At 70.0% G+C, this 25,824-nt stretch carries 21 protein-coding genes; 13 read left to right on the top strand and 8 right to left on the bottom strand.

Annotated elements, in window-relative coordinates; all coding sequences use genetic code 11:
* The first annotated feature begins 5 nt into the window (after positions 1-5).
* Both QFZ27_RS23295 and QFZ27_RS23300 read left to right on the top strand, forming a co-directional pair.
* On the top strand, positions 6-866 hold the full coding sequence (locus QFZ27_RS23295) for an NAD-dependent epimerase/dehydratase family protein (RefSeq protein WP_429228854.1): 861 nt from the start codon (positions 6-8) through the stop codon (positions 864-866).
* A gap of 120 nt (positions 867-986) precedes the next feature.
* A complete protein-coding gene (locus tag QFZ27_RS23300) occupies positions 987-1,211 on the top strand; it encodes a hypothetical protein (protein WP_429228855.1) in 225 nt (74 codons plus the stop codon).
* Here the strand turns inward: QFZ27_RS23300 and QFZ27_RS23305 are convergent.
* From QFZ27_RS23305 to QFZ27_RS23320, 4 genes are all read right to left on the bottom strand, one after another.
* The gene (locus QFZ27_RS23305; protein ID WP_429228856.1) at positions 1,208-3,787 is read right to left on the bottom strand and encodes a polynucleotide kinase-phosphatase; all 2,580 of its coding nucleotides are present in this window, start codon (positions 3,785-3,787) and stop codon (positions 1,208-1,210) included. The two genes, QFZ27_RS23300 and QFZ27_RS23305, sit on opposite strands and share 4 nt — an antisense overlap.
* Entirely contained in the window at positions 3,784-5,163 is a 1,380-nt protein-coding gene (locus QFZ27_RS23310) for a 3' terminal RNA ribose 2'-O-methyltransferase Hen1 (protein WP_429228857.1), read from the bottom strand. The genes QFZ27_RS23305 and QFZ27_RS23310 overlap by 4 nt, the downstream gene beginning before the upstream one ends.
* A gap of 40 nt (positions 5,164-5,203) precedes the next feature.
* Entirely contained in the window at positions 5,204-5,944 is a 741-nt protein-coding gene (locus QFZ27_RS23315) for a trypsin-like serine peptidase (RefSeq protein WP_429228858.1), read from the bottom strand.
* Between the two features lie 165 nt (positions 5,945-6,109).
* Complete coding sequence (locus QFZ27_RS23320) at positions 6,110-8,149, bottom strand: calcium-binding protein (RefSeq protein ID WP_429228859.1); 2,040 nt, start codon at positions 8,147-8,149, stop codon at positions 6,110-6,112.
* 449 nt (positions 8,150-8,598) lie between these two features.
* On the opposite strand from QFZ27_RS23320, the gene QFZ27_RS23325 reads away from it, so the two are divergent.
* On the top strand, positions 8,599-8,829 hold the full coding sequence (locus QFZ27_RS23325; RefSeq protein WP_429228860.1) for a hypothetical protein: 231 nt from the start codon (positions 8,599-8,601) through the stop codon (positions 8,827-8,829).
* Between the two features lie 9 nt (positions 8,830-8,838).
* Here QFZ27_RS23325 and QFZ27_RS23330 read toward each other — a convergent pair whose 3' ends face one another.
* Complete coding sequence (locus QFZ27_RS23330) at positions 8,839-9,633, bottom strand: IclR family transcriptional regulator (protein ID WP_429228861.1); 795 nt, start codon at positions 9,631-9,633, stop codon at positions 8,839-8,841.
* 235 nt (positions 9,634-9,868) lie between these two features.
* On the opposite strand from QFZ27_RS23330, the gene QFZ27_RS23335 reads away from it, so the two are divergent.
* The 10 genes from QFZ27_RS23335 (at position 9,869) to QFZ27_RS23380 (ending at position 20,888) form a co-directional block, all read left to right on the top strand.
* Entirely contained in the window at positions 9,869-11,395 is a 1,527-nt protein-coding gene (locus tag QFZ27_RS23335; RefSeq protein WP_429228862.1) for an ABC transporter substrate-binding protein, read from the top strand.
* Positions 11,396-11,560: 165 nt separating this feature from the next.
* Complete coding sequence (locus tag QFZ27_RS23340; RefSeq protein ID WP_429228863.1) at positions 11,561-12,502, top strand: ABC transporter permease; 942 nt, start codon at positions 11,561-11,563, stop codon at positions 12,500-12,502.
* A complete protein-coding gene (locus tag QFZ27_RS23345) occupies positions 12,502-13,371 on the top strand; it encodes an ABC transporter permease (protein ID WP_429228864.1) in 870 nt (289 codons plus the stop codon). Before QFZ27_RS23340 ends, QFZ27_RS23345 begins: the two co-directional genes overlap by 1 nt.
* Positions 13,371-14,525 carry an amidohydrolase/deacetylase family metallohydrolase gene (locus tag QFZ27_RS23350; RefSeq protein WP_429228865.1) on the top strand — a complete coding sequence of 385 codons (1,155 nt, stop codon included), beginning with the start codon at positions 13,371-13,373 and terminating at the stop codon, positions 14,523-14,525. The genes QFZ27_RS23345 and QFZ27_RS23350 overlap by 1 nt, the downstream gene beginning before the upstream one ends.
* Complete coding sequence (locus QFZ27_RS23355) at positions 14,522-15,238, top strand: ABC transporter ATP-binding protein (protein ID WP_429228866.1); 717 nt, start codon at positions 14,522-14,524, stop codon at positions 15,236-15,238. Before QFZ27_RS23350 ends, QFZ27_RS23355 begins: the two co-directional genes overlap by 4 nt.
* The gene (locus QFZ27_RS23360; RefSeq protein WP_429228867.1) at positions 15,208-15,537 is read left to right on the top strand and encodes an oligopeptide/dipeptide ABC transporter ATP-binding protein; all 330 of its coding nucleotides are present in this window, start codon (positions 15,208-15,210) and stop codon (positions 15,535-15,537) included. Before QFZ27_RS23355 ends, QFZ27_RS23360 begins: the two co-directional genes overlap by 31 nt.
* Positions 15,534-16,547 carry an ABC transporter ATP-binding protein gene (locus QFZ27_RS23365; protein WP_429228868.1) on the top strand — a complete coding sequence of 338 codons (1,014 nt, stop codon included), beginning with the start codon at positions 15,534-15,536 and terminating at the stop codon, positions 16,545-16,547. The genes QFZ27_RS23360 and QFZ27_RS23365 overlap by 4 nt, the downstream gene beginning before the upstream one ends.
* A 2-nt stretch (positions 16,548-16,549) precedes the next feature.
* The gene (locus QFZ27_RS23370) at positions 16,550-17,017 is read left to right on the top strand and encodes a RidA family protein (protein WP_429228869.1); all 468 of its coding nucleotides are present in this window, start codon (positions 16,550-16,552) and stop codon (positions 17,015-17,017) included.
* Positions 17,018-17,183: 166 nt separating this feature from the next.
* Entirely contained in the window at positions 17,184-18,395 is a 1,212-nt protein-coding gene (locus QFZ27_RS23375) for an aminotransferase class V-fold PLP-dependent enzyme (RefSeq protein WP_429228870.1), read from the top strand.
* A gap of 150 nt (positions 18,396-18,545) precedes the next feature.
* Complete coding sequence (locus tag QFZ27_RS23380) at positions 18,546-20,888, top strand: hypothetical protein (RefSeq protein WP_429228871.1); 2,343 nt, start codon at positions 18,546-18,548, stop codon at positions 20,886-20,888.
* A 177-nt stretch (positions 20,889-21,065) separates the two neighbouring features.
* Here the strand turns inward: QFZ27_RS23380 and QFZ27_RS23385 are convergent, their stop codons facing one another.
* The 3 genes from QFZ27_RS23385 to QFZ27_RS23395 all read right to left on the bottom strand — a co-directional run bounded on the left by QFZ27_RS23385 (position 21,066) and on the right by QFZ27_RS23395 (position 25,711).
* The gene (locus QFZ27_RS23385) at positions 21,066-22,412 is read right to left on the bottom strand and encodes an ABC transporter ATP-binding protein (RefSeq protein ID WP_429228872.1); all 1,347 of its coding nucleotides are present in this window, start codon (positions 22,410-22,412) and stop codon (positions 21,066-21,068) included.
* Positions 22,413-22,423: 11 nt separating this feature from the next.
* Positions 22,424-24,100, bottom strand: coding sequence for an ABC transporter permease (locus tag QFZ27_RS23390; protein ID WP_429228873.1), 1,677 nt, complete (start codon positions 24,098-24,100; stop codon positions 22,424-22,426).
* 546 nt (positions 24,101-24,646) lie between these two features.
* A complete protein-coding gene (locus QFZ27_RS23395) occupies positions 24,647-25,711 on the bottom strand; it encodes a DNA topoisomerase IB (RefSeq protein ID WP_429228874.1) in 1,065 nt (354 codons plus the stop codon).
* Between the last annotated feature and the right edge of the window lie 113 nt (positions 25,712-25,824).

The raw sequence follows: 25,824 nt of genomic DNA on the forward strand, positions 1-25,824 counted from the left end.
AGCGGATGATCATCGTCACCGGCGGCAGCGGCCAGGCGGGCCGCGCCTGCCTGAAGGACCTGATCGCGCATGGCCACGACGTCTGCTCGGTCGACCTGGCGCCGCCGGCCGACCCGTCAGTCCGGCACAGCCGGGTCGACCTGACCGATTACGGCCAGACCATCGCCGCCTTCTCGGCGATCGACGACCGGGTGTCGCAGGTCACCGGCATCGTTCATCTGGCGGCGATCCGCGCCCCCGGCCTGGCGCCGAACCACGTCATCTTCGAAACCAACACCGTCAGCACCTACAATGTGTTCGAGGCGGCGCGGCAGCTGAAGATCCGCAACATCGTCTGGGCCTCGAGCGAGACCGTGCTGGGCCTGCCCTTCGCCGACCCGCCGCCCTATGTGCCGGTTGACGAGGAGTATCCAGGGCGGCCGGAGACCGCCTATTCCCTGTCCAAGCTGATGGGCGAGGAGATGGCCAAGCAGTTCTGCCGCTGGGACCCGGAGACCAAGATCATCGGGCTGCGCCTGTCCAACGTCATGGACCCGGAGCGCTATGCCGAGTTCCCGGGCTTCGATGACGACCCGCGCAAGCGCAACTGGAACCTGTGGGCCTATATCGACGCGCGCGACGCCGCCCAGGCGATCCGGCTGGCGCTGGACTCGAAGCTGAGCGGCGCCGATGTCTTCGTCATCGCTAATGCCGATTCGGTGATGAGCCAGCCGAACGACACGCTGCTCGACGCCGTCTATCCCGGCGTGCCGCGGAAGCGCTCCTTCGGCCCGAACGAGACCCTGCTGTCGATCGAGAAGGCGCGGCGGATGCTGGGCTACGAGCCGCGCTACAGCTGGCGCGACCCGGCGTCGCGGTCGGCATAGTGCCGCCGGGATGGGCTTGCCGGAGCTCTATGTTGCAGTGCACAATGTTCTGACGCAGGCACCGGCGAACGGGTCTGCCGGAGGAAGCCCCCGGGTGGTGCACAACCCAGGGAGCGGAAGATGGACGTGTTCACCACCCTCATTCTCGTCTGCGCCACGGCGCTGCCGCAGAGCGACTGCAACCGGAACACCGCGGTCGATGTGGTCGCCGGCCCGGTGGCGCCGACGCCGCTCGGCTGCGGCTTCACCGGCCAGGCGATGCTGGCCAGCACCGCGCTGGGGCCGGAGCTGGGCGAGGGCCGCTATCTCAAGATCGTCTGCGACCGGCGGCACGCCGAAGGCTAAAGCCGCGGGTCGATCGGTTCGCTCTCCAGCGCCAGCACGCCGAAGACGCATTCATGGACCCGGCGCAGCGGCTCGCGCGACACGAAGCGCCGCAGCGCCTCGTGGCCGAGGGAGAATTCACGCAGGGCCAGGTTGCGCTTGCCCCCCAGCTTGCGCTCGCGCAGCCGGACCAGGTTCTCCGGCAGGTCGTATTCCGGACCGTAGATGATGCGCAGGTATTCCCGGCCGCGCACCTTCACCGCCGGCTGGATCAGGCCCTTCGGACCGCGGGCGATGAAGTCGCGCGGCTTCACCACCATGCCTTCGCCGCCCGCCGCGGTCATCGCCTCCCACCAGGAGACCGCTTCGGCGCAGGCGGCCTCGTCCGCCAGATCGACCCGCCGCCAGCGCGTCGCGGCCACGGCCGGGCCCCCGGCCTGCGCCAGCCGGTCGGCGACGCCCATGTGCCAGGCGTGGTCCTGGTCGAAGCAGACGCGCCCTTCGGCCGCCAGCAGGTGGAAGGGGGCGATGCGCAGATCGTCGATGCCGGAGACCGGCCAGACATAGGGCGCCCAGGCCCGGCCATAGGCTTCGGCCCGGTCGCGCCGCCCGGCGACGCGCTGCTGCAGATCCGCCAGCGGCAGGCCGCGCCCGACCGCCCGGGCCAGCGCGTCGCCGGCTGCCGTCAGCCCGGCCAGGCTGGCGGCGGCGACCGGGGCGTACTGGCTCTCGATCAGGGCGCCGGCCTTGGCCGACCACGGCATGATCTCGGCGTCGAACAGCAGCCAGCCGGTGTCCAGCTCCGACCATAGACCGGCCTCGTCCGCCGCCGCCCGCAGCCGTTCGAGCACGGCCTCGGTGGTCGCCGGGTCGGCGAAGAAGGCGCGGCCCGTCCGGGTCCAGATCGCCCCGGTCCCGTCTCCGGTCACGCCGAACCGCGCCCGGGCGGTGGCGGCGTCGCGGCACAGCGCGATCACGGCGCGCGAGCCCATGTGCTTCTCCTGGCACATGACCTCGGCCACGCCGCGCCCGCGGAAATGCTCGAACGCTTCCTCCGGCCGCTCCAGCCACTCCTCCCGGGCGCTGGTCTCGACCGGCGACATGGTCGGCGGCAGGTAGACCAGCCATTGCGGCGCGATGGCGAAGCGGCTCATCACCTCCAGCGCCGCGGCCGCGTTCTCGGCGGCGACCTCGATCCGGCCGCGCAGCTGCGTCTCGACCCAGCGCCGCCCGACCACGTCCTCCATGTCGAGCAGATCGTCGGCCTCGGCCTGGGCGCTGCGTTCGTCGGCGCGCGGTGCCAGCGGGCGGACCGGCTCGCTCCACACCCGTTCGGCCGGCACCGAGACCAGCTCCTTCTCCGGCCAGCGCAGGGCGGTCAGCCGGCCGCCGAAGACACAGCCGGTGTCGAGGCAGATGGTGCTGTTGACCCATTCCGGGTCGAGCACCGGCGTGTGGCCATAGGCGATCGCCGTCGGTCCGCGATAGGCCGCCGCCCAGTCCAGCCGGACGGGCAGGCCGAACTCGTCGGTCTCGCCGGTGGTCTCGCCATACAGGGCGAATTCGCGAACCGCGGGCGAGGCGCGGCCGATCATCTCCGGCTTCAGCCCGGCATGGGCGACCGCCAGCTTGCCGCCGTCCAGCCAGACATGGCTCAGCAGCCCGTCCAGGAACGGCTTGATCGCGGCCTTGAAGGCTGGCCCTTCGGCCTCGAGCTGGTCGATCGACTGCTGCAGGCCGTGCGCGATCCTGACGTCGCGGCCGTCCAGCCACCGCGCCAGCTTGCGGTCGTGGTTGCCGTTGACGACATGGCCGGTACCGGCCGCCGCCATGCTCATGGCGATGCGCAGCACGTCGGGCGTGCGCGGGCCGCGATCGACCAGATCGCCGACGAACACGGCCTTGCGGCCCGGCGGCGGCGTCACCGTGACCTGGCGCCCGCCCTCGGCCTCCTGCCAGTCGACCGAATAGCCCAGGCGGCGCAGCAGCGCCGCGAGCTCGTCGGCGCAGCCATGGACGTCGCCGATGATGTCGAACGGGCCGGCATCGTCGCGCTTGTCGGTCCACAGCGGCCGGCGCTCGACCGTCGCGGCGTCGATGCCCTCGGCGGTTCCCAGCCGCCACACCTGGCGGAAGCCCTCGCGCTGCAGCCCGCCAAGGCCGCGCCGGATCTCCGACATCATCCGCACCACCACCTGCGGGCCGAAGGGCCGGTCGGGCCGGGCCTTGTTGCGCTCGATGCAGAGGTCGATGCCGGGGTCGAGCACGATCGCCACCGGCAAGGCGTGCCAGCGCCGGGCCAGCGCGACCCAGTCCTTGCGGTCGGCGGCGCGGACATTGGTGGCGTCGATCACCGTCAGGCGCCGGTTCTTGAGGCGTTTCTCGGCGATGGTGCGGACCAGGTCGAAGGCGTCGGCCGTCGCCGCCTGATCGGTCTCGTCATCCGACACCAGGCCGCGACAGCGGTCCGACGAGATGATCTCGGTCGGCCGGAAGTGCCGCGCGGCGAAGCTCGACTTGCCCGACCCGGTGGCGCCGATCAGGACGACCAGGGCGAAATCGGGAATGTCGATGCGGGAGGGATCGGCGGCCTTCATCGGGTAAACACCGCCATCTGGCTCGGCGCGCCATGCTCGGAATCGGCGGGGCCGATGTCGCCGAGCTCCGCGGCATAGCCATGCGCCCCGGCCACGGCGGCGGCCCAGGCGTGGAACTCGGCGCGGCTCCATTCGAAGCGGTGATCGGCGTGGCGGAAGGCGCCGGCGCTCAGGGTCGGGAACAGCACGTTGTAGTCGGCGTTCGGCGTGGTCACGACGACCAGCCGCGGCCGGGCCTCGCCGAAGACGATTCGGGTCAGCGCCGGCAGCCGGTCGGGATCGAGATGCTCGATCACCTCGACCAGGACGGCCGTGTCGGCCTCGGCCCAGCGCCGGTCACGATAGGTGAGGGCGCCGTGCAGCAGGGTGATGCGCCCCTCGGGCGGCCCGCCGGGCTGGTCGAGCTTGAGCCGGCGCTGCGCCCGATCGAGGTCGCGGGTCGACGCGTCGACGCCGATCAGGCGCTCGACCCAGCGCTCCCGCGCCAGCAGGGACAACAGCTTGCCCTCGCCGCAGCCGAGATCGGCGATCACCCGGGCGCCGTTGGCCTGCAGCGTCACCGCCACCGTCGCCAGCCGCTGGTCGTGCAGCCGGATCGGCGCCTCCAGCGCTTCCTCGCGGCTGGCGGCGCCCTCCGGCCCGGTCGCCTGGGACGCTTCCTCCGGCACCAGCCGGGCCAGGGCCTGACGGGCGAGGGACCGTTGGTGGGCCAGGTAGCGGCGGACGATCAGCTCCTGCGCCGGGTGGCCGCCGAGCCATCCCTCGCCGCGGGCCAGCAGCTTCGCCACCTCGTCCTCGCCGACCCAGTAGTGCTTGTCGTCGTCGAGCACCGGGACCAGCACATAGATGTGGTTCAGAAGCGCGCTCAGCCGTGCGGTGCCCGACAGGGTCAAGGTGAGGTAGCGAGGGCTGGCTGCGCCGTCGGGGCCGGGCACGGGCTCGACCCGCACCGTCCAGCCCAGCGGTTCGAACAGTCGGCGCACCATGGCCTCGCCGCCGCGCGCGGGCAGGGGGCTGATCCGCGCCTCCAGCGGCATCGGCGCGGCGGCGAGCTCCGGCCGGTCCTTCGAGATGCCGGCCATCGCTGTCTTCACGCTGCGGATCAGCGCGACCGAGAGGAAGGACGAGGCGGCATAGGGACGGTCGTTGACATACTGGTTGACCTCGCCCTCGGCCGGGCCGCGGCCGCGCACCAGCCCGACCGGATCGATCTCCAGCAGCAGCACCGCCTCGCAGCGCGCCGCCGTCGCCTCGGGATAGAACAGATGGGCCTTGCCGAAGGACAGTTCGGTCTCATGCACCCGGTCCGGATGCTTGTGCAGCAGGAAGCCGAGATCGGTGGCCGGATTATGAGTCGTGGAAATCGAGAGATACATCGGGCCTCTGTAGCCGAAGGCCCTTGCGCGGGAAAGGCCGCTACCGCAGCGCCGCCGCGAAGGCGGAGGTCGGGACCGCGAAGTTCAGGGTCAGCCGGTCGGTCGATCCGGCGACGGCGATGCCGACCACCTGCCATTCGCCCTCCTGCAGCGCCAGCAGCGGGCTGCCGCTGGTGCCGCGCGTGCCGTTGCAGTCATGGATCAGCACCGGGCCCTTGGTGGTGCGGTCGGTGCCCAGCACCATGCAGGCGGTGTCGGCGGTGATGATCTGCGCCTTGTCCTGGCTGTAGCCGCCGAGCACCACCGCCGTGCCCGGCGGCGGCGGCGACTCCGACACCGCCAGCGGCGGCGCCTGCGGCGGGGCGTCGGCGGCCAGCACCAGGATCGCCCAGTCCGCCGCATATTCCTCGCGCGGCCGCAGCGGGTCGTAGGAATCGGCCCGGATCACCTCGACGACCGGAGGGGTGTCCTTGATGAAATCCCCGCGTTCATAGCCGAACAGCACATGCAGTGAGACGGTGGGCAGGAAGCGGCGGGTCCGCGGGTTGAACAGGCAATGCGCCGCGGTCAGCACGCGGCGGGGGCCGATCAGGGCGCCAGTGCAGCGGCTCGCGATCCCGGTCTGCACCTTGACCAGGCTGCGCCAGGGGGCGGCGGTGCCGTCCACCGGCATGCGCCGGTCGTCGGGGCCGAGCCCGGGCAGCAGCGGCGCCGCCGCCGAGGCGGCCAGGGCCGAGAGGGCGAGGAGCGCGCCCGCAATCAGAGCCGATGTGAGCCGCATCCTGATCCGCCTGTTCCGGCCGGTCGGTGCCGGCTTCCCCGCAGCCGAGTATCGCCCTCGAACCGGCGCGGGCCAAGCCGCCCATATCGTCGCGGCGGCGGGAGGCGAGCAAAAAAAGACCCCATCCTGCCCGGAGGCAGGATGGGGGGGTATGCCCGAGGGGACTCAGAGCGCGAAGTCGCTGGCAGTCAGCGCGTGGTCGGAAAAGACGACGATGGCGAAGTCCGGGAGCTTGTCGCCGGTGGTGTCGCCATAGACGGCCTGGTAGCCGTTGGACAACGCCACCACCCGAATCTCGCCAGCCGCGCCGGTGAAGGCGCCGGTGCCGAAGGTGAAGGCGGTGTCGCCCGGGCCGGCACCATTCGCGTCGATCACGGACAGGTCGATCTTGTCGCCGGTCGTGAAGTCCGTGATCGTGTCCCTGCCCGACGCCGCCACGGTGCTCTCGCCGATGCTGGTATAGACAAAGGTGTCGTTGCCGGCGCCGCCCTTCAGCGTGTCGGCACCGTTTCCGGCATTGAGCTGGTCGTTTCCGGCCAGGCCCCAGAGCGTGTTGTTGCCTGCGGTGCCGGCGATAGTGTCGTTGAAGCCCGATCCCATCGCCTGCTCGACCCCGACCAGGGTGTCGCCATCGGCATCGCCGAAGAGGCCGGTGCCGGCCTGGAGGTGGACGACCACACCCTCGGTAGAATTGGCGTAGGACGCCGTGTCGATGCCGGCGCCGCCATCGATCGTGTCGGCCCCGGCTCCGCCCTCGATGTAGTCGTTGCCGTCATTGCCGTTGATCGTGTCGATGCCGGCGCCGCCCGTGATGGTGTCGTCCCCGGCGCCGCCATTGAGGGTGTCGTCACCGGTACCGCCGTCGACCGAGTCGTTGTCGGCTCCGCCATTGGCGATGTCGGCGCCGTCGCCGCCGACCAGGCGATCGGCACCGTCGCCGCCGTCGAGGCTGTCGTTGCCCCCCTCGCCGGCGAGCGCGTCGTCGCCGGCATTGCCGACGATCGTGTCGTTGCCGAGCTCGCCGCCGATGATGTTGCGGGCGTTGTCGCCGGTCAGGAAGTCGTCGTTGCTGGAGCCGTACAGGTTCTCGATGCTGTTGAGCTGGTCGCCGGTGGCGTCGCCGCCGCTGGCGGTGTCGGCCAGCAGGTTGACGGTAACCGCAGTCGCCGAGCCCTGGTAATTGGCGAAGTCCGAGCCCGCGTCGCCGTTCAGCACATCGGCGCCGGCGCCACCGCGAAGCGTGTCGTTGCTCTCGCGGCCGTTGAGGGTGTTGTCCGAGGCATTGCCGTACAGGTGGTCGACGAAGGCCGTGCCGTCGACATTCTCGATGCCGCTCAGCGTGTCGCCCTGGGCGTCGCCGCCCACGCCGGTGCCGGCGGTCAGGTCGACGGTCACGCCGGCGCCCGAGCCGGAATAGTCGGCCGTGTCGACGCCGCCGTTGCCGGTGATCGCGTCGGCCCCGGCACCGCCAATGAGAGTGTCGTCGCCGGCCGACCCGATGAGGGTGTCGTTGTCCGCCGACCCGATCACGCGCTCGATGCCGGTCAGGGTGTCGCCCTGGGCATCGCCGCCGGTGCCGGTGCCGGTGGTCAGGTTGACGGTGACCGGCGAGGCCGACCCGGAATAGTCCGCGGTGTCGTTGGTGCCGGCGCCGCCCTGCAGCGAATCGGCACCGCCGCCGCCGATGAGCGTGTCGTCCCCCGCGCCGCCGAGGAGGATGTCGTTCCCGCCCTGTCCGTCGAGCGTATCGTTGCCGCCCTGGCCGTTAATGGTGTTGGCGGCGGCGCTGCCGCTGAGGTTGTCGCCGCCGGTGTTGGAGCCGATCAGGTTGACGATGCCGACCAGATAGTCGCCCTGGGCGTCGCCGCCGAAGCCCTCCGAGGCGCCGGTGAGCTGGATGTTGATGCCCAGGATCGGCAGGGTCAGGCTGACGAGGGTCGAAAGGTCGATGGTCACGCCATCGAGGGAAGTGGTGTAGTCCGCCGCATCGATACCCGAGAGCGTGATGATGCCGGCCGCGTTGAGCAGGCCGCCGATGATCACGTCCGCCCCGGCGCCGCCGCGGATCACGTCGTCGCCGGACCAGCCGATGGCGACGTCATCGCCGCCGAGCGCGTCGACGAAGTCGTTGCCGAGGCCCTGGACCGGGCCGATGATGAGATCGGGTAGCACTTCGGCGCTGTTGCTGCCGGTAAAGGTGGCCATGAATATTCCTCCCCACTATGATCTGGGCCCGATATGAAGTGGGCGCTACAGTTGGGCATTTCTTCTCGCGATGTTCAACAAAAATGCGCGGCGCGGCTGCCATTCAGCTAGCAAGTCGCGCTTACCGCTGTTGATCGCAAACGGATATTAGAATTTTCTGACAGTCTTTGCGTCAGAAAATTCATCTCACATAAAATAAGATGTATGATGTTTAGAGAGCTTGGAAATTGTTTGTAGGCAAATTATCTTAATTATTGATTTTTTTCCGCGGAGGCCGGATCGGGCAATTGCGGAGGTCGCGGCGGGACTTCGTGGGCGTGGCTCGACTTCCGCCACCGTCGATGCCAAGGTCCCGTCGGGGAACCCCGCCGCCGGGGCGTGCGTTCCCCGATTGCCGAATTCGATCCGATGCGGTTGCAGCCGCATCCCGAACCGAGGGAGAGATCGCCATGGATCGCGATTTCACACGCCAGGTGGCGCGGGCCAAGCAGGCGGCGCAGGCGGCCAGCCGGGCGCAACGGGCCTTCCGCCACGACGACCCGGCCGCTCCATCCGGCATCACCGGCGCGGCCTATATCGCCCAGAAGCGGCGCGCGCTGCGCACCGCGGTGGCGGAGGCCGCGGCCTTCGACCAGACGGTGGACCCGGTCGCCCGCGACCTCGCCGCCCGGCACCGCTAGCCCGCCGGCTCAGGCGGTCCAGCCGAGCAGCCGCTCGATCCGGCTCGCCGCTTCCTGCACCGCGACGCTGTAGGTGCGCTCGCGCTCGCGCGCCTTCTGCTCGGGCAGCACGACGCTGATCGTGGCGTCGCAATCGCCGTTCGGGGTGCAGATCGGCGCGGCGATGCAGGCGACGGCGAAGTCGGATTCGCTCAGCTGGATCGCCAGCTTCTCGGCCAGCGCCGCCTCCGCGATCCGGCACAGCGCCTCCGGGTCGGTCTCGGCCATGCCGGTGGGCGAGGGCTGGGCGACCCGGCGCATCAGCTCGATCCGCTCCGGCCAGGGCAGGTGGCCGATCAGGAGGCGGCCGGAGGCGGTCCAGTTCAGCGGCACCCGGGTGCCGACCTTGGACGACACCCGGAAGTGCCCGGACGGCTCGGCCATGGCCAGCACCACCATATGGCCGTCGTCGCGGCCGCAGACCTGCACGGTCTCGCCCAGCAGCCGGCTGAGCTCCCGCATCTCCTGCGACGCGGTCTCCAGCAGGTTCAGGCTGCGGCCATAGGCCAAGCCGTAATGGTAGAGGCGGGGGCCGAACCACAACAGGCCGTCGCCGTCGCGCGACAGCAGGTCCTGGCGCAGCAGCGAATCGACCACGCCGTAGATCGTCGACATCGGCGCGCCCAGCGCCTTGGACACGTCATAGGCGGTGAGGGGGCGGCCCATGGCCAGCAGGTGATCGCAGATCTGCACCGCGCGCTCGATGCCGCTGACCCGGCTGCGCTCGCTCGCCCTGTCGGCCTTGGCAGCCGCTGCTTCCACCATGATTCCCGTCCCGTCTCTCCCGGCCGATGCTCCGGCCGAGTGGTATAGCTCTCGTTTGTCTGAAGCTAGGCTTTGCCTTGCATGGCGGTCAATCTCCGAGCCTTTCCGCCGCTCGCCTCGATCGGATGGGGTTGACGTCCCTGTCGCGATGGTCCTAGCGTATTCCGCAACGGAAGATGATGCTTCCTAATAACGGAATAGTAGAAACTCACGACAGGGGGAGTCAATGCTGCGAATGACGTCGGGAATTCTGGGCCTGATCGCGCTCGCGATCCTGCCGATATCCTCAGGCGCCATGGCTGCGCCGGCCAAGGGCGGGACGATCACCGTGGCCACGATCGGCGAGCCGCCGACGCTGGACCCGATGGTCAGCACCGCCGACCTGGTCGGCATCATCACCCAGCACATCTTCGAGACGCTCTACACCTTCGACGCCAATTGGGGCGTCACGCCGCTGGTCGCCGATGCCATGCCGGAAATCAGCGCCGACGGCCGCGTCTACACCATCAAGATCCGCCAGGGCCTGACCTTCCATGACGGCTCGGCGCTGGACGCCGACGACGTCGTCGCCTCGCTGAAGCGCTGGACCGAGGTGGCGTCGCGCGGGAAGCTGGCCGCCGGCAACATCGAGGCGATCGAGAAGGTCGACGCCTCCACCATCAGAATCTCGCTGAAGCAGCCCTTCGCACCGCTGCTGGCGCTGCTGGCCTTCAACAACAGCGCGGCGGTGATCGTGCCGTCGGAGAAGATCGCGCCGGAGATGAAGGACCCGATCGGCAGCGGCCCCTACATGCTGAAGGCGCGGGTGCCGGACCAGTACATCCAGCTGGTCCGCTTCGACGGCTACAAGCCGCGCGAGGGCGACCCGAACGGCTATGGCGGCGCCCGCAAGCAGTATCTCGACGAGATCCGCTTCACCCCGGTGCCGAACGCCAACACCCGGATCGAAGGCGCGGTGGCCGGCCAGTTCGACTACACCGATTCCCTGCCGGTCGAGGCCGTCGACAAGATCAAGGCCGGCGCGTCGGAGCCGATCATCCTGAAGCCCTTCGGCTGGCCGGTCTTCGTCATGAACACCAAGCAGGGCCTGCTCAGCGACCTGAAGCTGCGTCGCGCCGTGCAGCTGGCGCTGAACGAGGAGGACATGCTGGCCGCCGCCTTCGGCAGCACCGATTTCTACACCCTCGACGCCGCGATGTACCCGGAGGGCTATCCGTGGCGGAGCGAGGTCGGCACCGAAATCTACAACAAGGGCGACGCCGAGGGCGCGCAGAAGCTGCTCGAGGAGGCCGGCTATGACGGCAAGACGCCGATCCGAATCCTGACCAGCCGGCAATACGAGTTCCACTACAAGATGGCGCTGGTGGCGGCGGAATACCTGAAGGCCGCAGGCTTCCAGGTCCAGGTCGACGTCACCGACTGGGCGACGCTGACCCAGCGCCGGACCGACCCGGCCCTGTGGGAGATCTACATCAGCCACAGCCCGTTCCTGCCGGAGCCGGCGCTGATCGGCGCCCTGGCCAAGGGCTCGCCGGGCTGGTGGGACACGCCGGCCAAGGACAAGGCGGTCGGCGCCTTCAACCAGGCGCTGACGCAGGACGAGCGGGTGAAGCTCTGGGCCGGCGTGCAGCAGGTGATGGCCGACGAGGTGCCGCTGATCAAGGTCGGCGACTTCAACGCCCTCTCGGCCAAGTCCAAGGCGTTGCAGGGCGTGACCCCGGCCCCGTGGCCGTATTTCTGGAACGCCTACGTGGAGAAGTGAGGTCTGTTCTGGTGTCGCGCCATTTCTTTTTCCTGTCATGCCCGGGCTTGACCCGGGCATCCAGGGCGGCAAGAGCCGCTCTCGGTGGCCCCTGGATTGCCGGGTCAAGCCCGGCAATGACAGGAGAGGAGGGGCGTTTCACGCTCCCCGGAGGGCGCTGACCTCATGCTCTCCTACATCGTCAATCGCCTGATCGGCATGGTCGCGGTGATGTTCATCGTGGCGACGGTCGTCTTCGTCATCATCCGGGTGACGCCGGGCGACCCCGCCGCGGTGATGCTGGGGCCGGATGCACAGCCGTCGGATGTCGTCGAGCTGCGGGCCAAGCTCGGCCTCGACCAGCCGCTGCCGGTGCAGTATGTCGGCTGGCTCGGCCAGATCGCGGTCGGCGACCTGGGCCAGTCGATCTTCCTGAACCAGCCGGTGCTGGAGGCGATCGGCGACCGGGCCGAGCCGACGCTGATGCTGACCCTGCTGTCGATGCTGATCGCGGTCGCCATCGCGCTGCCGGTCGGCATCGCCTCCGCCGTCTGGCGCGGTTCGCTGCTCGACCAGTCGGTGCTGACCGTGTCGATGCTCACCGCCAGCATCCCCAGCTTCTGGCTGGGCCTGATCCTGATGCAGATCTTCTCGGTCAAGCTCGGCTGGTTTCCGGTGGCCGGCTATGGCGGGCCGGGCGCCGGCTTCCTCGACCGCATGACCCATCTGGTGCTGCCGGCGATCGTGCTTGGTCTGGTCAATTCGGCTCTTATCACCCGCTTCACCCGGGCCAGCATGCTCGACGTGCTGAACGACGACTATGTCCGCACCGCCCGGGCCAAGGGACTGCCGGAGCGCAAGGTGGTGCTGAAGCACGCGCTGAAGAACGCGCTGATCCCGATCCTGACCGTGATCGGCCTGACCACGGCGCTGCTGGTCTCCGGCGCGGTGGTGACCGAGACGGTGTTCGGCCTGCCGGGGGTCGGCAACCTCGTGGTCAACGGCGTGCTGCGGCGCGACTACCCGGTGATCCAGGGGGCGCTGCTGGTGATCGCGGCGCTCTACGTCCTGATCAACCTCGTCATCGACCTGCTGTACCTCTTCGTCGACCCCAGGGTGCGCACCTGATGGCCGCCACCGCCTCCATCTCGGTTGCCGGCGAGCGCATGAAGCTCGCCCGCCTCCTGGTCCGCCGCAAGACCGCGCTGATCGGCCTGATCATCCTGGTCGTGCTGGTCCTGGCCGCGGCCTTCGCGCCGTACATCACCGGCTACGCACCGCAGAAGCTGTCGATCGTGAACCGGCTGAAGCCGCCCAGCGCGGCGCATTGGTTCGGCACCGATGAGTTCGGCCGCGACGTCTTCACCCGCGCCGTCTATGGCGGCAGGCTGTCGCTGTTCGTCGGCTTCGCGGTGGTGATCCTGTCCTCGGTGCTGGGCATCGTGCTCGGTCTCGTCGCCGGGTTCTTCCGGCCGGCCGACAAGGTGGTGGCCCGGGTGATCGACGCGATGATGGCCTTCCCGGACATCCTGCTGGCGATCTCGCTGGTCGCGGCGCTGGGGCCGTCGCTGGTCAACGTCATCCTCGCGCTCGGCATCGTCTACACGCCGCGCCTGGCCCGCATCGTCCGCGCCTCGACCCTGGTGATCCGCGAGCTGCCCTTCGTCGAGGCGGCGCGGGCGCTCGGCGTCTCGACCTGGCGCATCGTCACCGCCCATGTCCTGCGCAACCTGTGGTCGCCGATCCTGGTGCAGGGCACCTTCATCTTCGCCTATGCCATTTTGGCCGAGGCCGGCCTGTCCTTCCTCGGCGTCGGCGTCTCGCCCGAAATCCCCACCTGGGGGACCATGATCAATGCCGGCCAGCAATACATGGGTTCGGCCGACTGGATGATGGTCTTCCCCGGCCTCGCCATCGTGCTGTCGGTGGTGTCGCTGCAGATGGTCGGCGACGGCCTGCGCGACATCCTCGACCCCCGCCTGCGCAAGGAACTGTGATGCCTGTCCTGATCCGCGCCGCCCGTCCGGTCGGCTTCCCCGATCACTCCGGTGATACCCCGATCGACATCCTGATCGCCGATGGCCGGGTGGCCGCGGTGGGGCAGGGGATCGACGCCCCTGCCGGGGCCGAGATCGTCGACGCCCAGGGCGGCTGGGTGTCGCCCGGCTGGGCCGATCTGCATGCCCATGTCTATCACGGCGGCACCGACATCTCGATCCGCCCGTCCCAGGGCGGGCTGGCGCATGGCGTCACCACCATCGTCGACGCCGGCTCGGCCGGCGAGGGCAACTTCGTCGGCTTCCGCGAGTTCATCGCCGAGCCGGCGGCGGAGCGGGTGGTCGCCTTCCTCAACATCGGCTCGATCGGCCTGGTCGCCTGCAACCGGGTCAGCGAGCTGATCGACCAGCGCTCGATCGACATCACCCGCACGCTGGCGGTGATCGAGGCCAACCGCGACATCATCCGCGGCATCAAGTGCCGGGCCTGCAGCACCGTGACCGGTGCCTGGGGCATCACCCCGGTGAAGATCGCCAAGAAGGTGGCGAAGATCAGCGGCCTGCCGCTGATGGTCCATGTCGGCGAGCCGCCGCCGCTGCTGGAGGAGGTGCTGGAGGTGCTGACCCCCGGCGATGTCCTCACGCATTGCTTCCACGGCAAGCCGGGCGGCAACATCCTGGAGGACGAGGAGCTGTTCGGCATCGCCAAGCAGGTGGCCGCGGCCGGGGTGCGGCTCGATGTCGGGCATGGCGGCGCCTCCTTCTCCTTCAAGGTGGCGCGGGCCGGGATCGAGCGCGGGCTGCATCCCTTCTCGATCTCCACCGACCTGCATCTGCGCTCGATCGAAGGCCCGGTCTGGGACATGGCGACCACCATGTCGAAGCTGCTGGCCGTCGGCATGCCCTTCGCCGAGGTCGTGGCCGCCGCCAGCACCCGCCCGCGCTCGGTGGTCGGGCTGCCGGCCGAAGGCAATCTGAAGGTGGGGGCGGAGGCGGACCTCACCGTCTTCGGGCTGGAGGATGCGTCGGTGACGCTGCCGGATTCCTCCGGCGACAGCGCCACGCTCGACAAGCTGTTCGCGCCGCGCCACGCCATCCTCGGCACCAGATCGGTCAGGGCGGCCCGGCTGTTCGACTCGGCGATCCACGGATGAGCGCCAGCAGCCGCGACATCGTCCTCGCGGTCGAGGATCTGCGGACCTGGTTCCACAGCCGGGACGGCGTCGCCAAGTCGGTCGACGGCGTCTCCTTCGACCTGGCGCGCGGCGAGACGCTGGCGATCGTCGGCGAAAGCGGCTCCGGCAAGTCGGTCACCAGCCTGTCGATCATGGGGCTGCTGCCCAAGCCGGCCGGGCGGATCGAGAGCGGCGCCATCCGCTTCCGCGACAGCAAGGGCACGACCCACGATCTGGCGCAGGCGTCCCAGTCGCTGCTGCGGAAGCTGCGCGGCGCCGAGATCGCGATGATCTTCCAGGAGCCGATGACCAGCCTGAACCCGCTGTTCACCATCGGCGACCAAATCGCCGAGGCGGTGCAATTGCATGAGGGCACCGGCCGGGCGAAGGCGATGGCGCGGGCCCGTGAGATGCTGGACCTGGTCGAGATCCCGGCGGCGGCGTCGCGGCTGAACGACTATCCGCACCAGATGTCCGGCGGCATGCGCCAGCGGGTGATGATCGCGCTGGCCCTGTCCTGCAACCCCTCGATGCTGATCGCGGACGAGCCGACCACGGCGCTGGATGTCACCATCCAGGCCCAGATCCTGGACCTGCTGCGCCGGCTGCAGGCCGAGATCGGCATGTCGATCCTGTTCGTCACCCACAATATATGGGCGTGGTGGCCGAGATCGCGCACCGTGTCGCCGTGATGTATGCCGGCCGGGTGGTCGAGGAGGCGCCGGTGCTCGACCTGTTCGACCGGCCGCGCCACCCCTACACCAGCGGCCTCTTGTCCTGCATCCCGAACGCCCGCACCGGCGGCCGGCATGACGACGCCCGGCTGCAGCCGATCCCGGGCACGGTGCCCAGCGTCATGGCCCTGCCGCCCGGCTGCGCCTTCGCCCCGCGTTGCCCCTTCACCGAGAATGCCTGCGAGGCCACGGTGCCGGACCTCGCCGCGGTGCAGGCCGGCCACCGCTCCCGTTGCCGGAGGACCGACCTGCTGTGACTGCCGCCGCCCTCCGCACCCAAATCGATCCCGCCGCGCCGCTGCTCGACGTGCAGAACCTGTCGGTGCATTTCCCGATCGGCGGCGGCCGTGTCGTCCGTGCCGTGGAAAACGTCAGCCTGTCGATCCGGCGCGGCAGCATCGTCGGGCTGGTCGGCGAATCCGGCTCCGGCAAGACCACCACCGGCCGCGCCATCCTGCGCCTGATCGAGCCGACCGCTGGCCGCGTCATGTTCGACGGCACCGACATCACCGCCCTGCCGGAGCGCGCCTTCCGCGCCTGGCGCCGGCGGATGCAGATCGTGTTCCAGGACCCCTATGCCAGCCTCAACCCGCGCATGAGCGTGGCCGAGATCCTGGGCGAGGCGCTGGACACCCACGGCCTGGCCAAGGGCCGCCGCAGCCAGCGGATCGGCGAACTGCTCGAGCGGGTCGGCCTCAACGCCGATCACCAGCGCCGCTTCCCGCACGAATTCTCCGGCGGCCAGCGCCAGCGCATCGGCATCGCCCGGGCCCTGGCAGTGGAGCCCGACTTCATCGTCGCCGACGAGCCGGTCTCGGCCCTCGACGTCTCGGTCCAGGCCCAGGTGCTGAACCTGATCCAGGACATCCAGCGCGACCTCGGCCTGACCCTGCTGTTCGTCGCCCATGACCTCGCGGTGGTCGATTATCTCTGCGACGAGATCGTGGTGATGTATCTCGGCCGGATCATGGAGAAGGGGCCGACCCGGCTGGTCTACGACCGGCCGCGCCACCCCTACACCCACGCGCTGCTGTCGGCCGCGCCGGTGCCCGACCCGCGGGCGAAGCGCGACCGCATCATCCTGAAGGGCGACATCCCCAGCCCGATCGCCCCGCCCTCCGGCTGCGTCTTCCGCACCCGGTGCCCGATGGCGGTGGAGGCCTGCGCCCAGGCGGTGCCGCCGCTGGCGGAGCGCGAGCCCGGGCGCTTCGTCGCCTGCATCCGCGACGCCGAACTGAACGATCAAACGAACACGACCACGGACTGACCATGCCCAACGTCTACGACCGCCTTGCCGCGCTCGGCATCACGCTGCCCAAGGCGCCGCCGCCGGTCGCGAATTTCGAGACCCACCGGATCTCCGGCCAGCTCCTGTTCCTGTCGGGGCAGGGGCCGCTGGAGGCTGACGGCACCCTGCATCGCGGCAAGGTCGGCGCCACCGTCGACCGCGAGGCCGCCTATCGCCATGCCCGGCTGACCGGGATCAACCTGATCGCGGTGATGCAGGAGGCACTGGGCGACCTCAACCGCATCACCGGCATCGTCAAGCTGCTCGGCATGGTCAACGCCGTGCCGGAATTCGAGCATCATCCCGAGGTGATCAACGGCTGCTCCGACCTGTTCGTCGAGCTGTTCGGGCCGGAGATCGGGCGCCATGCCCGCTCCGCCGTCGGCATGGGGTCGCTGCCGCGCCAGATCACCGTCGAGATCGAAGCCGTCGTCGAGTTTGCTCGGTGATGCCGATGGCCCTGACCCGGTCCCCTTTATTGTCATGCCCGGGCTTGACCCGGGCATCCAGAGGGTCTCGACATCTTCTGGATTGCCGGGTCAAGCCCGCCAATGACAGCGGGGGAGTAGCGCCAGAACCCATCCCGTCCGCCAGACCGCCCGAGGAAGTGCAGCCATGAAGTCGAACGAGGATATCCGCCGCCGCCTGGGCCTGCGCCCGGTAATCAACGTCTCCGGCACCATGACCTCGCTGGGCGCCTCGATCGTGGTGCCTGAGGCGGTACAGGCCGTGGCCGAGATCCTGCCGCAATTCGTCGAGATCACCGACCTGCAGCGCAAGGCCAGCGCCCGGATCGCGAAGTCCTGCGCCACCGAGGCCGGCTTCGTCACCGCCTCGGCCTCGGCCGGGATCAGCCTGGCCGTGGCCGGCGCCATGACCGGCGACGACCTGCTGGCGATCGAGCGGCTGCCGGACACGGCGGGCCTGCCGAAGACCGAGGTGCTGCTGCAGGTCGGCCACATGGTCAGCTACGGCGCCCCGGTCGACCAGGCGGTGCGGCTGGCCGGCGCCAGAGTGGTGCCGGTCGGCACCGCCACCGCGGCCGCGGGCTACCAGCTGGACGGCGCTATCACCGGGCACACGGCCGCAGCGCTCTATGTGGTCTCGCACCATGTCGTGCAGTACGGCCAGATCCCGCTCGAGGAGTTCGCCGCGATCTGCCGCGCCAAGGGCGTGCCGGTGATCGTCGACGCCGCCTCGGAATACGACCTGACCGGCTTCCTCGCCAAGGGCGCGGACCTCGTCATCTACAGCGCGCACAAGTTCCTGGGCGGGCCGACCGCGGGCATCGTCGCCGGGCGCGAGGATCTGGTGCGCGCCGCCTTCCTGCAGAACCGGGGCATCGGCCGCGGGATGAAGGTCGGCAAGGAGGGCGTGGTCGGCACCATCGCCGCGCTCGACGCCTGGGAGAAGCGCGACCACGCCGCGGCGCGGGCGCGCGAAGACGGGCACTTGAAGCTGTGGCACGAGGGCCTGGCCGGGCTGCCCGGCGTGACCGCGGTGATCGAGCCGGACCCGACCGACAACCCGCTCGACCGCCTCAAGGTGACGATCGATCCGGCCAAGGCCGGCCTCGCCGCCTGGGATCTGGCCGACCGGCTGGCCGCCGGCGAACCGCCGGTGATCGTCCGCGACCACGAGGTCGAGCACGGCTATGTCTACCTCGACCCCTGCAACCAGCACGACGGCGAGGCGCAGTTGGTGCTGGAGCGGCTGCTGGCCGTGCTGCGCGGCGCCGCCGGCGACCCGCCGCAGGGCGACGCCCGGGCCCGGCTGCTGGCCCGCGGCCAGAAGGGGCTGGAGTCGCTGCTGCGCTTCCCGCGCTGACGGCACCGCCGGTCGAAAAGGAAGGATGCAGGACCCATCCTGTTCGGTCACAATCAATCAATCGAATCTGAATCGATTTGACCCGCCCGCCCGTGAGGCCGGGCCCATAGTGACCGAACAGGGTAGGACGCCATGCCACGATATTGGCTGATGACGGCGGTGACGGCCGCGATTCTGAGCTTCGCCGCGATCCCGGCTTCGGCCCAGGATGCCGCCGCTCCGGACACCGCCACCCAGCTGTCCTGGCCGCGGGACTTCGACCAGGGCGACCAGCGGGTCGAGATCTACCAGCCGCAGATCGAGAACTGGAGCGGCGACCGCCTCTCCGGCCGGGCCGCCATCGCCATCGGCGCCAAGGACGGCCAGCCGGTCTACGGCGTCGCCCGGTTCAGCGCCGACACCGACATCGACAAGACCGCCGGACTGGTCCGGCTGCGCGACATCACCATCGACGCGGTCGAGGTGCCGACCGCACCCGACAAGGCGCCGGAGCTGCAGAAGGCGCTGCAGGCCCGGTTGCCGGCGGACGGCATGACCGTCGCGCTCGACCATCTGCAGACCAGCTACGCCGCGCAGCAGGAGATCGCCAAGCAGGCCGGCGTGCCGGTGCAGAACGACCCGCCGAGGATCGTCTTCGCCAATACACCGACCGTGCTGGTGTCGATCGACGGCGATCCGGTGCTGCGCCCGGTGGAAGGGGCGGCCGGCTATCAGCGGGTGGTGAACGCCCGCGCCCTGATCCTGCAGGAGGGCACGACCTTCCATGTGCAGGCCGCCGGGTCCTGGTATGCGGCATCGGCGCTGAGCGGCACCTGGGTGGTGACGGCAGTGCCATCGGCCGCGCTGCAGGCGGCGGCGAAGGCAGCCGCCCAGTCCGCCGCGCCCGACCCGCTGCTGCCGGAGGACGGCAAGCCGCCGGCGACGCCGCCCTCCCTGCTGGTCGTCACCCAGCCGACCGAGCTGGTCGTCACCAGCGGACCGCCGCAGATCGCGCCCGTGGCCGGGGTCGGCCTGCTGACCATGACCAATGCCGACCATGCCGTCTTCGTCGATCCGTCCAGCAACGGCACTTACGTGCTGATCTCCGGCCGCTGGTTCAAATCGACCGGGCTGGACGGGCCGTGGCGCTTCGTGCCGCCGGATTCGCTGCCGGCCGATTTCGCCAGGATCTCGCCCGACGACCCGAAGGCCGATGTGCTGGTCTCGGTCGCCGGAACGCCGCAGGCCAAGGAGGCGGCGATCGCGGCTTCCATTCCGCAGACCGCAACGGTCTCGCGCAGCCAGGCGAGCCTCAGGGTGTCCTATGCCGGCGACGTGCCGGAGTTCCGGCCGATCGCGGGCACGCCGCTCGCCTACGCCGCCAACACGCCGGTGCCGGTCATCCGGGTCGATGCGGAGCACTATTACGCGGTGTCGAAGGGAGTGTGGTTCGTCGCCCTGGTGCCGGCCGGGCCGTGGCGCGTGGCCGATGCGGTGCCGGCGGTGATCTACACCATCCCGGCGGCGTCGCCGCTGCACTACGTCACCTATGTCCGGATCTACTCGGCGACGCCGGAGGCGGTCGTGGTCGGCTACACGCCGGGCTATCTCGGCGTCGTCGTCAGCCCCGCCGGCACCGTGGTCTACGGCACCGGCTACGCCTACCCGGCCTATGTCGCGGGCGATGTCTGGTACGGCTATCCGGCGACCTATGGCTATGGCGCCGGCTTCGGCCTGGGCACGGCGACGGGCTTCGCCTTCGGCTTCGCGGCCGGGGCGCTGTGGGGCTCGGCCTCGCCCTATTGGGGTCCGTATTGGGGCTATGACGGCCACTACGTCAACTGGGGTCATGTCGACGTCAATCAGGTCAATGTCTACGGCCGCTGGGGCGAGGGCACGGTCACCCATGCCAGCGGCTGGAACGGCTGGACCGACACGAGCTGGAGCGGCAGCCACGTCTCCGGCTTCAACCCCTACACCGGCGCCCATGGCCAGGCCGGCCGGGCCGGGGCGTTCGACTGGAACACCGGCGGCTATGCGGCGGGGCGGCAGGGCTCCTTCGCCAACCCCTCGACCGGCGTCGCCGCCGCCGGCCGGGCCGGCATCACCGGCAATGTCGACACCGGCGACTACCAGGCCGGCCGCCAGGTCGCCGGCGTCAACACGCGGACCGGCGTGGCCGGGGCCGCCAGCACCACGGTGACGGGCAATGTGCGGGACGGCGACCGGTCGGTCGACAGCAAGGGCGCTGTCGTCGATCGCAAGACCGGATCCGGCGTGGCCTGGAACGACGGCAACGTCTATGCCGGCCATGACGGCAACGTCTACCAGCACACCGATGATGGCTGGCAGAAGCACGACTCCAACGGCTGGCAGCCGGTGCAGCGCAACAACGACGAGCTCGGCGGCCTCGACCGCCAGCGCGGCGCGCGCGACCTCGGCGGGCAGCGACTGGACAGCTTCGACCGCGGCGGCCGGTTCGACGGCGGGGGCGGTTTCCGCCGCCGCCGCTGACCGGAGCCGAAGATCCAGTCCTTCGCGTTACCTCTCCCGCGTGGCGGGAGAGGTCGGGCTCGCGCAGCGAGACCGGGTGAGGGTTGGCACAGGCCTCGACAAAGAGCCCTCACCCGGAGCCGCTTCGCGTTTCCGACCTCTCCCGCAAACGGGAGAAGCAAAGCAAGAGCGCCGTCTCTAAACCGGGTCCTCCAGGCTGAATTGGCCGCTTTCGCCGTCATAGGCGAAGAGCTCGGCGTAGCGGCCCCAGGAGACGGCGGCACGAAGAGTTTCCTCAGCCCGGTCCTCGGACATGAAATCCTCGAGCTCCTCGGTGAAGCGCAGCCGGGGGGCGCGGTGGCTCGGCCGTTCGTCCAGCACCCGCCGGATCAGCGCCGCGATCGGCACATGCGCCAGGAGATGCGCTGCGAACAGCCGCTTGCGGTGGTCGACGTCGGACTCCGCGAACAGCCGGCCGTGCTCGGTCAGGTGGATGTCGCCGTCGGCCAGCTCGGCGAAGCGCAGCAGCTGCAGCGTCTCGGCGATCGGGAACAGCTCGTCCGCCTCCATCTGCAGCGTCGCCGCCAGATCCGGCAGGTCGGCCCGGCCGTTATAGGGCGGTGCGGCCAGCGCCTCCATCAGGCCGGACATCAGGTTGGTCGAGACATGCGGCAGCTCCATGCCGATGCCGGTGCCGGGGAAGCCGCCGGCTGCTTTCGGCCCGGCCTTCTCCGCTGGGCTGCGGTTGGTCATCCGGGCGTAGATGTCGTCGACCATCCGCCGGAACTCCGGATCCAGCCGGTTGCGCGGATGCGGCAGGTCGATCCGGATCTCCGCCGCCACCCGGCCGGGGTTGGCGGAGAAGATCAAAACGCGGTCGCACATCAGGATCGCCTCCTCGATGTTGTGCGTCACCATCAGGATCGACTTGATCGGCAGCCGGCCCTCCATCCACAGGTCGATCAGGTCGGTGCGCAGCGTCTCCGCCGTCAGCACGTCGAGCGCGGAGAACGGCTCGTCCATCAGCATCAGCCGAGGATGCACCACCAAGGCGCGGGCGAAGCCGACGCGCTGGCGCATGCCGCCCGACAGCTCCTTCGGATAGGCGCTCTCGAAGCCGTCGAGGCCGATCAGGTCGATCGCCTCCAGCGCCCGCCGCCGCCGCTCCGCCGCCGGGATGCCCTGGGCCTCCAGCCCGATCTCGACGTTCTGCAGCACGGACAGCCAGGGGAACAGGGCGAAGCTCTGGAACACCATCGACAAGCCTTCGGACGGGCCGGCGACCGGCCGGCCGCACCAGCTGACCCGGCCGGCGCTGGGCGGCACCAGCCCGGCGATGATCCGCAGCAGCGAGGATTTGCCGGAGCCGGAGCGGCCGAGCAACCCGACGATCTCGCCCTCGCGGATGCTCATCGACACGTCGTCGAGCACCAGCAGGTCGTTGTCGCCCTTGTGATAGGCCTGCCGGACGCCGGCGATGTCGATCAGCACCGGGTTGTCGTTGGCCACCTGCGTGGCCGGGGTATTGGCAATGGTCTGGTACATGGTCTTGGCCCTCAGTCGAGGCGCAGCCGGCGGGCGGCGAAGGTGAAGAGCGGCCGCCACAGCAGCCGGTTGAACAGCGAGACGAAGACCGACATCACGGCGATGCCGAGGACGATGCGCGGATAGTCGCCGGCGGCGGTGGCCTGGGCGATGTAGGCGCCGAGGCCATGCGCGGTCAGCGTGGTGTCGCCCCAGCTCGCCACCTCGGCGACGATGCTGGCGTTCCAGGACCCGCCCGAGGCGGTGATCGCCCCGGTGACGTAGTAGGGGAAGATCCCGGGCAGGATCACCTTGCGCCACCAGTTCCAGCCGCCGATGCGGAAGCTGGCCGCCGCCTCCTTCAGGTCGGTCGGGAAGGCGCTGGCGCCGGCGATGACGTTGAACAGGATGTACCACTGGGTGCCCAGCACCATCAGCGGCGCCAGCCAGATGTCGGGGTTCAGGCCCAGCCGGACGATCGCCACCACCGCGAAGGGGAAGGCGATGTTGGCCGGGAAGGCGGCCAGGAACTGGGCCAGCGGCTGCACCCGCTCGGCGACGCGCGGGCGCAGGCCGACCCAGACGCCGATCGGCACCCAGACCAGCGTCGCCAGCGCGATCAGCACCACCACCCGGATCAGGGTGTAGGTGCCGAGCACCAGCGCCTCGCCGGCATCGCCCCAGCTCAGCTCCGTCGCCACGAAGCCGACGATCTGCCACAGCGCATAGGCGATGGCCGCCAGCAGCAGGGCGATGAAGCCCCGATCGGCCCAGCGGCTGGACCAGATCCGGGCCATCATGCCGTCGTCGATGGTCCCGGCCGGGATGAAGGCGAAGCGCCGGCGCGACACGGTGCGGGTCACGAAACCGATCGGCGACAGCGCCAGCTGGAACAGCCGGGTGCGCTGCACCAGGGTCAGCAGCCAGGAGCGCGGCCGGGTGGCGCCGGCCGACTGCTCGAACCGGAACTTCTCGGCCCAGGCCACCAGCGGCCGGAACAGCAGCTGGTCATAGGCCAGGATCACCGCTCCCATCACCAGCACGGCCCAGCCGACGGCGGCGAGGTCGCGCTGGTCGATCGCCCGGGCGACGTAAGAGCCGACGCCGGGCAGCGTGATCGTGGTGTCGCCGACCGAGATCGCCTCCGACGCCACCACGAAGAACCATCCGCCCGACATCGACATCATGGTGTTCCACACCAGGCCGGGCATGGCGAAGGGCACCTCCAGCCGCCAGAAGCGCTGCCAGGAGGACAGGCGGAAGCTGCGGCTGGCCTCGTCCAGGTCGCGCGGCACGGTCTTCAGCGACTGGTAGAAGCTGAAGGTCATGTTCCAGGCCTGGGAGGTGAAGATGGCGAACACCGCGGCGCACTCGACGCCCAGCACCTGGCCCGGGAACAGGGCCATGAAGCCGACCACGGTGAAGGACAGGAAGCCCAGCACCGGCACCGACTGCAGGATGTCGAGCAGTGGGATCAGCACCATCTCGGCCCGCCGGCTCTTGGCCGCCGCGGTGGCGTAGACGAAGGTGAAGACCAGCGAGGCGACGATCGCCGCCAGCATGCGCAGCGTGGTGCGCAGCGCGTATTCGGGCAGCGCCAGGGGGTCGAGCGAGATCGGCGTCTGCTCGAGGCCGGCCAGCGGCGCCAGGGTGGCGCGGCCGCCATGGGCGACCAGCACGATGGCGCCGAAGACGAGGGAGAACGCCACCAGGTCCCAGAGATTGGGCAGGGTGCGCGGACGCTCGGCCCGTGGTTCGACCCAAGTCGAACCACCAACTGTTGAGTTGTGGATCAAATTATCCAGACGCGTGGAAGCCACGCGTCTGGTTTGATCCACGCGGGCGGGAGTGTGAAAGGCCATGATGTCCGTCCGGAAGGCAGGCAGTCGCAATCGCCGCGCATCGTCGGGGACGCGCGGTGCGGAACGGCCGGCGATGTGCCGGCGTCAGACTGGCCTTCGGTCGTTCCCCTCCAGGGAGAGGCGCCGATAGGACGGATGATGGTGGAAAGACTGGTGCTTCATCGGGTTCACCTCACACCGGCGCGGCTTGGCCGCGCGACGGGGTGAACCGGACCCGGAGGGTCAGGCTCGCAGCGTCGGCGCCGGCAAAGTCGCGCTAGGTCGACTGGGCGTGCTCATCGGAGCGGCGGGTCCTTGGTTGCGTCGGGAACTGGCCTCGACCCAGGCGATATCGCGCCGCGGAGCGAAGCGGTCAAGCCGTTTCCCCGGCCTGTACGATTTGTAAGGAAGAGGTCATGCGCGGCCGGAGGTCCCGACCTCCAGCCGCTTCAGGAAGCGCAGCAGCGCGGCCTCGCCGCGGCGGCCGTCCGGATCGTCGCCGGGCGGCCAACGCAGGGTCGCGGCCAGGTCGCCGTCGAGGAAGGCGCCGACCACTCCGGGGTGGACGTAGCAGGCCCGGCACACGGCCGGCGTGTTGCCCAGCTGGACCGCCACCTGCTCGATGCAGCGCACCACCGCGGCCTTGGTCGGCGGCGCCTCCGGCTCCGCATCCGAGGCCAGGATCTGCGCCGCCAGCAGCGTGCCGGCCCAGGTGCGGAAGTCCTTGGCGGTGAACTCCTGGCCCGCGATCTCGCGCAGATAGTCGTTGACGTCGTCTGAGCCGACCGCATGCCGCTCGCCCGCGTCGTCGACATATTGGAACAGCCGGTGGCCGGGCAGGTCCTGGCAGGACCGGACGATGCGGGCGATGCGGCGGTCGCGGAAGGCGGCGCGGTGCAGCCGGCCGCTCTTGGCCTTGAACTCGAAGCGCACGGCACCGCCCTCGACATCGACATGGCGCTTGCGCAGGGTGGTCAGGCCGAAGCTCTTGTTCGCCTTGGCGTATTCGTCGTTGCCGATGCGGATCAGCGTTGCCTCCAGCAGGCGCACGATCGCGGCCAGCACCTTGGTGCGGGTCAGGCCGCGCTCGGCGAGATCGGCGTCGACCCGCTTGCGGATGCGGGGCAGGGCGCGGCCGAAGGCGAGCATGCGGTTGTACTTGGTCTCCGCCCGCGCCTTCTTCCAGCGCGCATGGTAGCGGTACTGCTTGCGGCCGCGCTGGTCGCGCCCGCTGGCCTGCAGATGGCCGCGCGGGTTCAGGCAGATCCAGACATCGGTGTAGGCCGGCGGGATCGCCAGTTTCCGGATCCGGGCCAGCGTGTCCCGGTCGCGCACCGGGCTGCCGTCCGGCATGCGGTAGGCGAAGCCCGTGCCGGACCGGCGCCGGCTTATGCCGGGATCGGTGTCGGAGACATAGCGCAGCCCGTTCGCCCGCGCCTCGTCGGGTGGAGAAGGGGCGGGGGCTGCGGTGTCGGCCATTCTGGAGACGCTGGGACCTTGGAAATGGAGCGGGGAACAGCGCTTGGACCAACGGCCCCGCCGCCGCTATGGTTCCGGTCCCGACCGCAAGCGTGCCGCCGCCCGTGACCGAC

The organism is Inquilinus ginsengisoli (genome assembly GCF_050434925.1).
GTDB lineage: Bacteria > Pseudomonadota > Alphaproteobacteria > DSM-16000 > Inquilinaceae > Inquilinus > Inquilinus ginsengisoli_B.

What these genes read in the sequence shown, in the direction of transcription:
- QFZ27_RS23295 (WP_429228854.1), top strand. Translation starts at nt 6, where the DNA reads ATGATCATCGTCACCGGCGGCAGCGGCCAGGCGGGCCGCGCCTGCCTG.
- QFZ27_RS23300 (WP_429228855.1), top strand. Translation starts at nt 987, where the DNA reads ATGGACGTGTTCACCACCCTCATTCTCGTCTGCGCCACGGCGCTGCCG.
- QFZ27_RS23305 (WP_429228856.1), bottom strand. Translation starts at nt 3,787, where the DNA reads ATGAAGGCCGCCGATCCCTCCCGCATCGACATTCCCGATTTCGCCCTG.
- QFZ27_RS23310 (WP_429228857.1), bottom strand. Translation starts at nt 5,163, where the DNA reads ATGTATCTCTCGATTTCCACGACTCATAATCCGGCCACCGATCTCGGC.
- QFZ27_RS23315 (WP_429228858.1), bottom strand. Translation starts at nt 5,944, where the DNA reads ATGCGGCTCACATCGGCTCTGATTGCGGGCGCGCTCCTCGCCCTCTCG.
- QFZ27_RS23320 (WP_429228859.1), bottom strand. Translation starts at nt 8,149, where the DNA reads ATGGCCACCTTTACCGGCAGCAACAGCGCCGAAGTGCTACCCGATCTC.
- QFZ27_RS23325 (WP_429228860.1), top strand. Translation starts at nt 8,599, where the DNA reads ATGGATCGCGATTTCACACGCCAGGTGGCGCGGGCCAAGCAGGCGGCG.
- QFZ27_RS23330 (WP_429228861.1), bottom strand. Translation starts at nt 9,633, where the DNA reads ATGGTGGAAGCAGCGGCTGCCAAGGCCGACAGGGCGAGCGAGCGCAGC.
- QFZ27_RS23335 (WP_429228862.1), top strand. Translation starts at nt 9,869, where the DNA reads ATGACGTCGGGAATTCTGGGCCTGATCGCGCTCGCGATCCTGCCGATA.
- QFZ27_RS23340 (WP_429228863.1), top strand. Translation starts at nt 11,561, where the DNA reads ATGCTCTCCTACATCGTCAATCGCCTGATCGGCATGGTCGCGGTGATG.
- QFZ27_RS23345 (WP_429228864.1), top strand. Translation starts at nt 12,502, where the DNA reads ATGGCCGCCACCGCCTCCATCTCGGTTGCCGGCGAGCGCATGAAGCTC.
- QFZ27_RS23350 (WP_429228865.1), top strand. Translation starts at nt 13,371, where the DNA reads ATGCCTGTCCTGATCCGCGCCGCCCGTCCGGTCGGCTTCCCCGATCAC.
- QFZ27_RS23355 (WP_429228866.1), top strand. Translation starts at nt 14,522, where the DNA reads ATGAGCGCCAGCAGCCGCGACATCGTCCTCGCGGTCGAGGATCTGCGG.
- QFZ27_RS23370 (WP_429228869.1), top strand. Translation starts at nt 16,550, where the DNA reads ATGCCCAACGTCTACGACCGCCTTGCCGCGCTCGGCATCACGCTGCCC.
- QFZ27_RS23375 (WP_429228870.1), top strand. Translation starts at nt 17,184, where the DNA reads ATGAAGTCGAACGAGGATATCCGCCGCCGCCTGGGCCTGCGCCCGGTA.
- QFZ27_RS23380 (WP_429228871.1), top strand. Translation starts at nt 18,546, where the DNA reads ATGACGGCGGTGACGGCCGCGATTCTGAGCTTCGCCGCGATCCCGGCT.
- QFZ27_RS23385 (WP_429228872.1), bottom strand. Translation starts at nt 22,412, where the DNA reads ATGTACCAGACCATTGCCAATACCCCGGCCACGCAGGTGGCCAACGAC.
- QFZ27_RS23395 (WP_429228874.1), bottom strand. Translation starts at nt 25,711, where the DNA reads ATGGCCGACACCGCAGCCCCCGCCCCTTCTCCACCCGACGAGGCGCGG.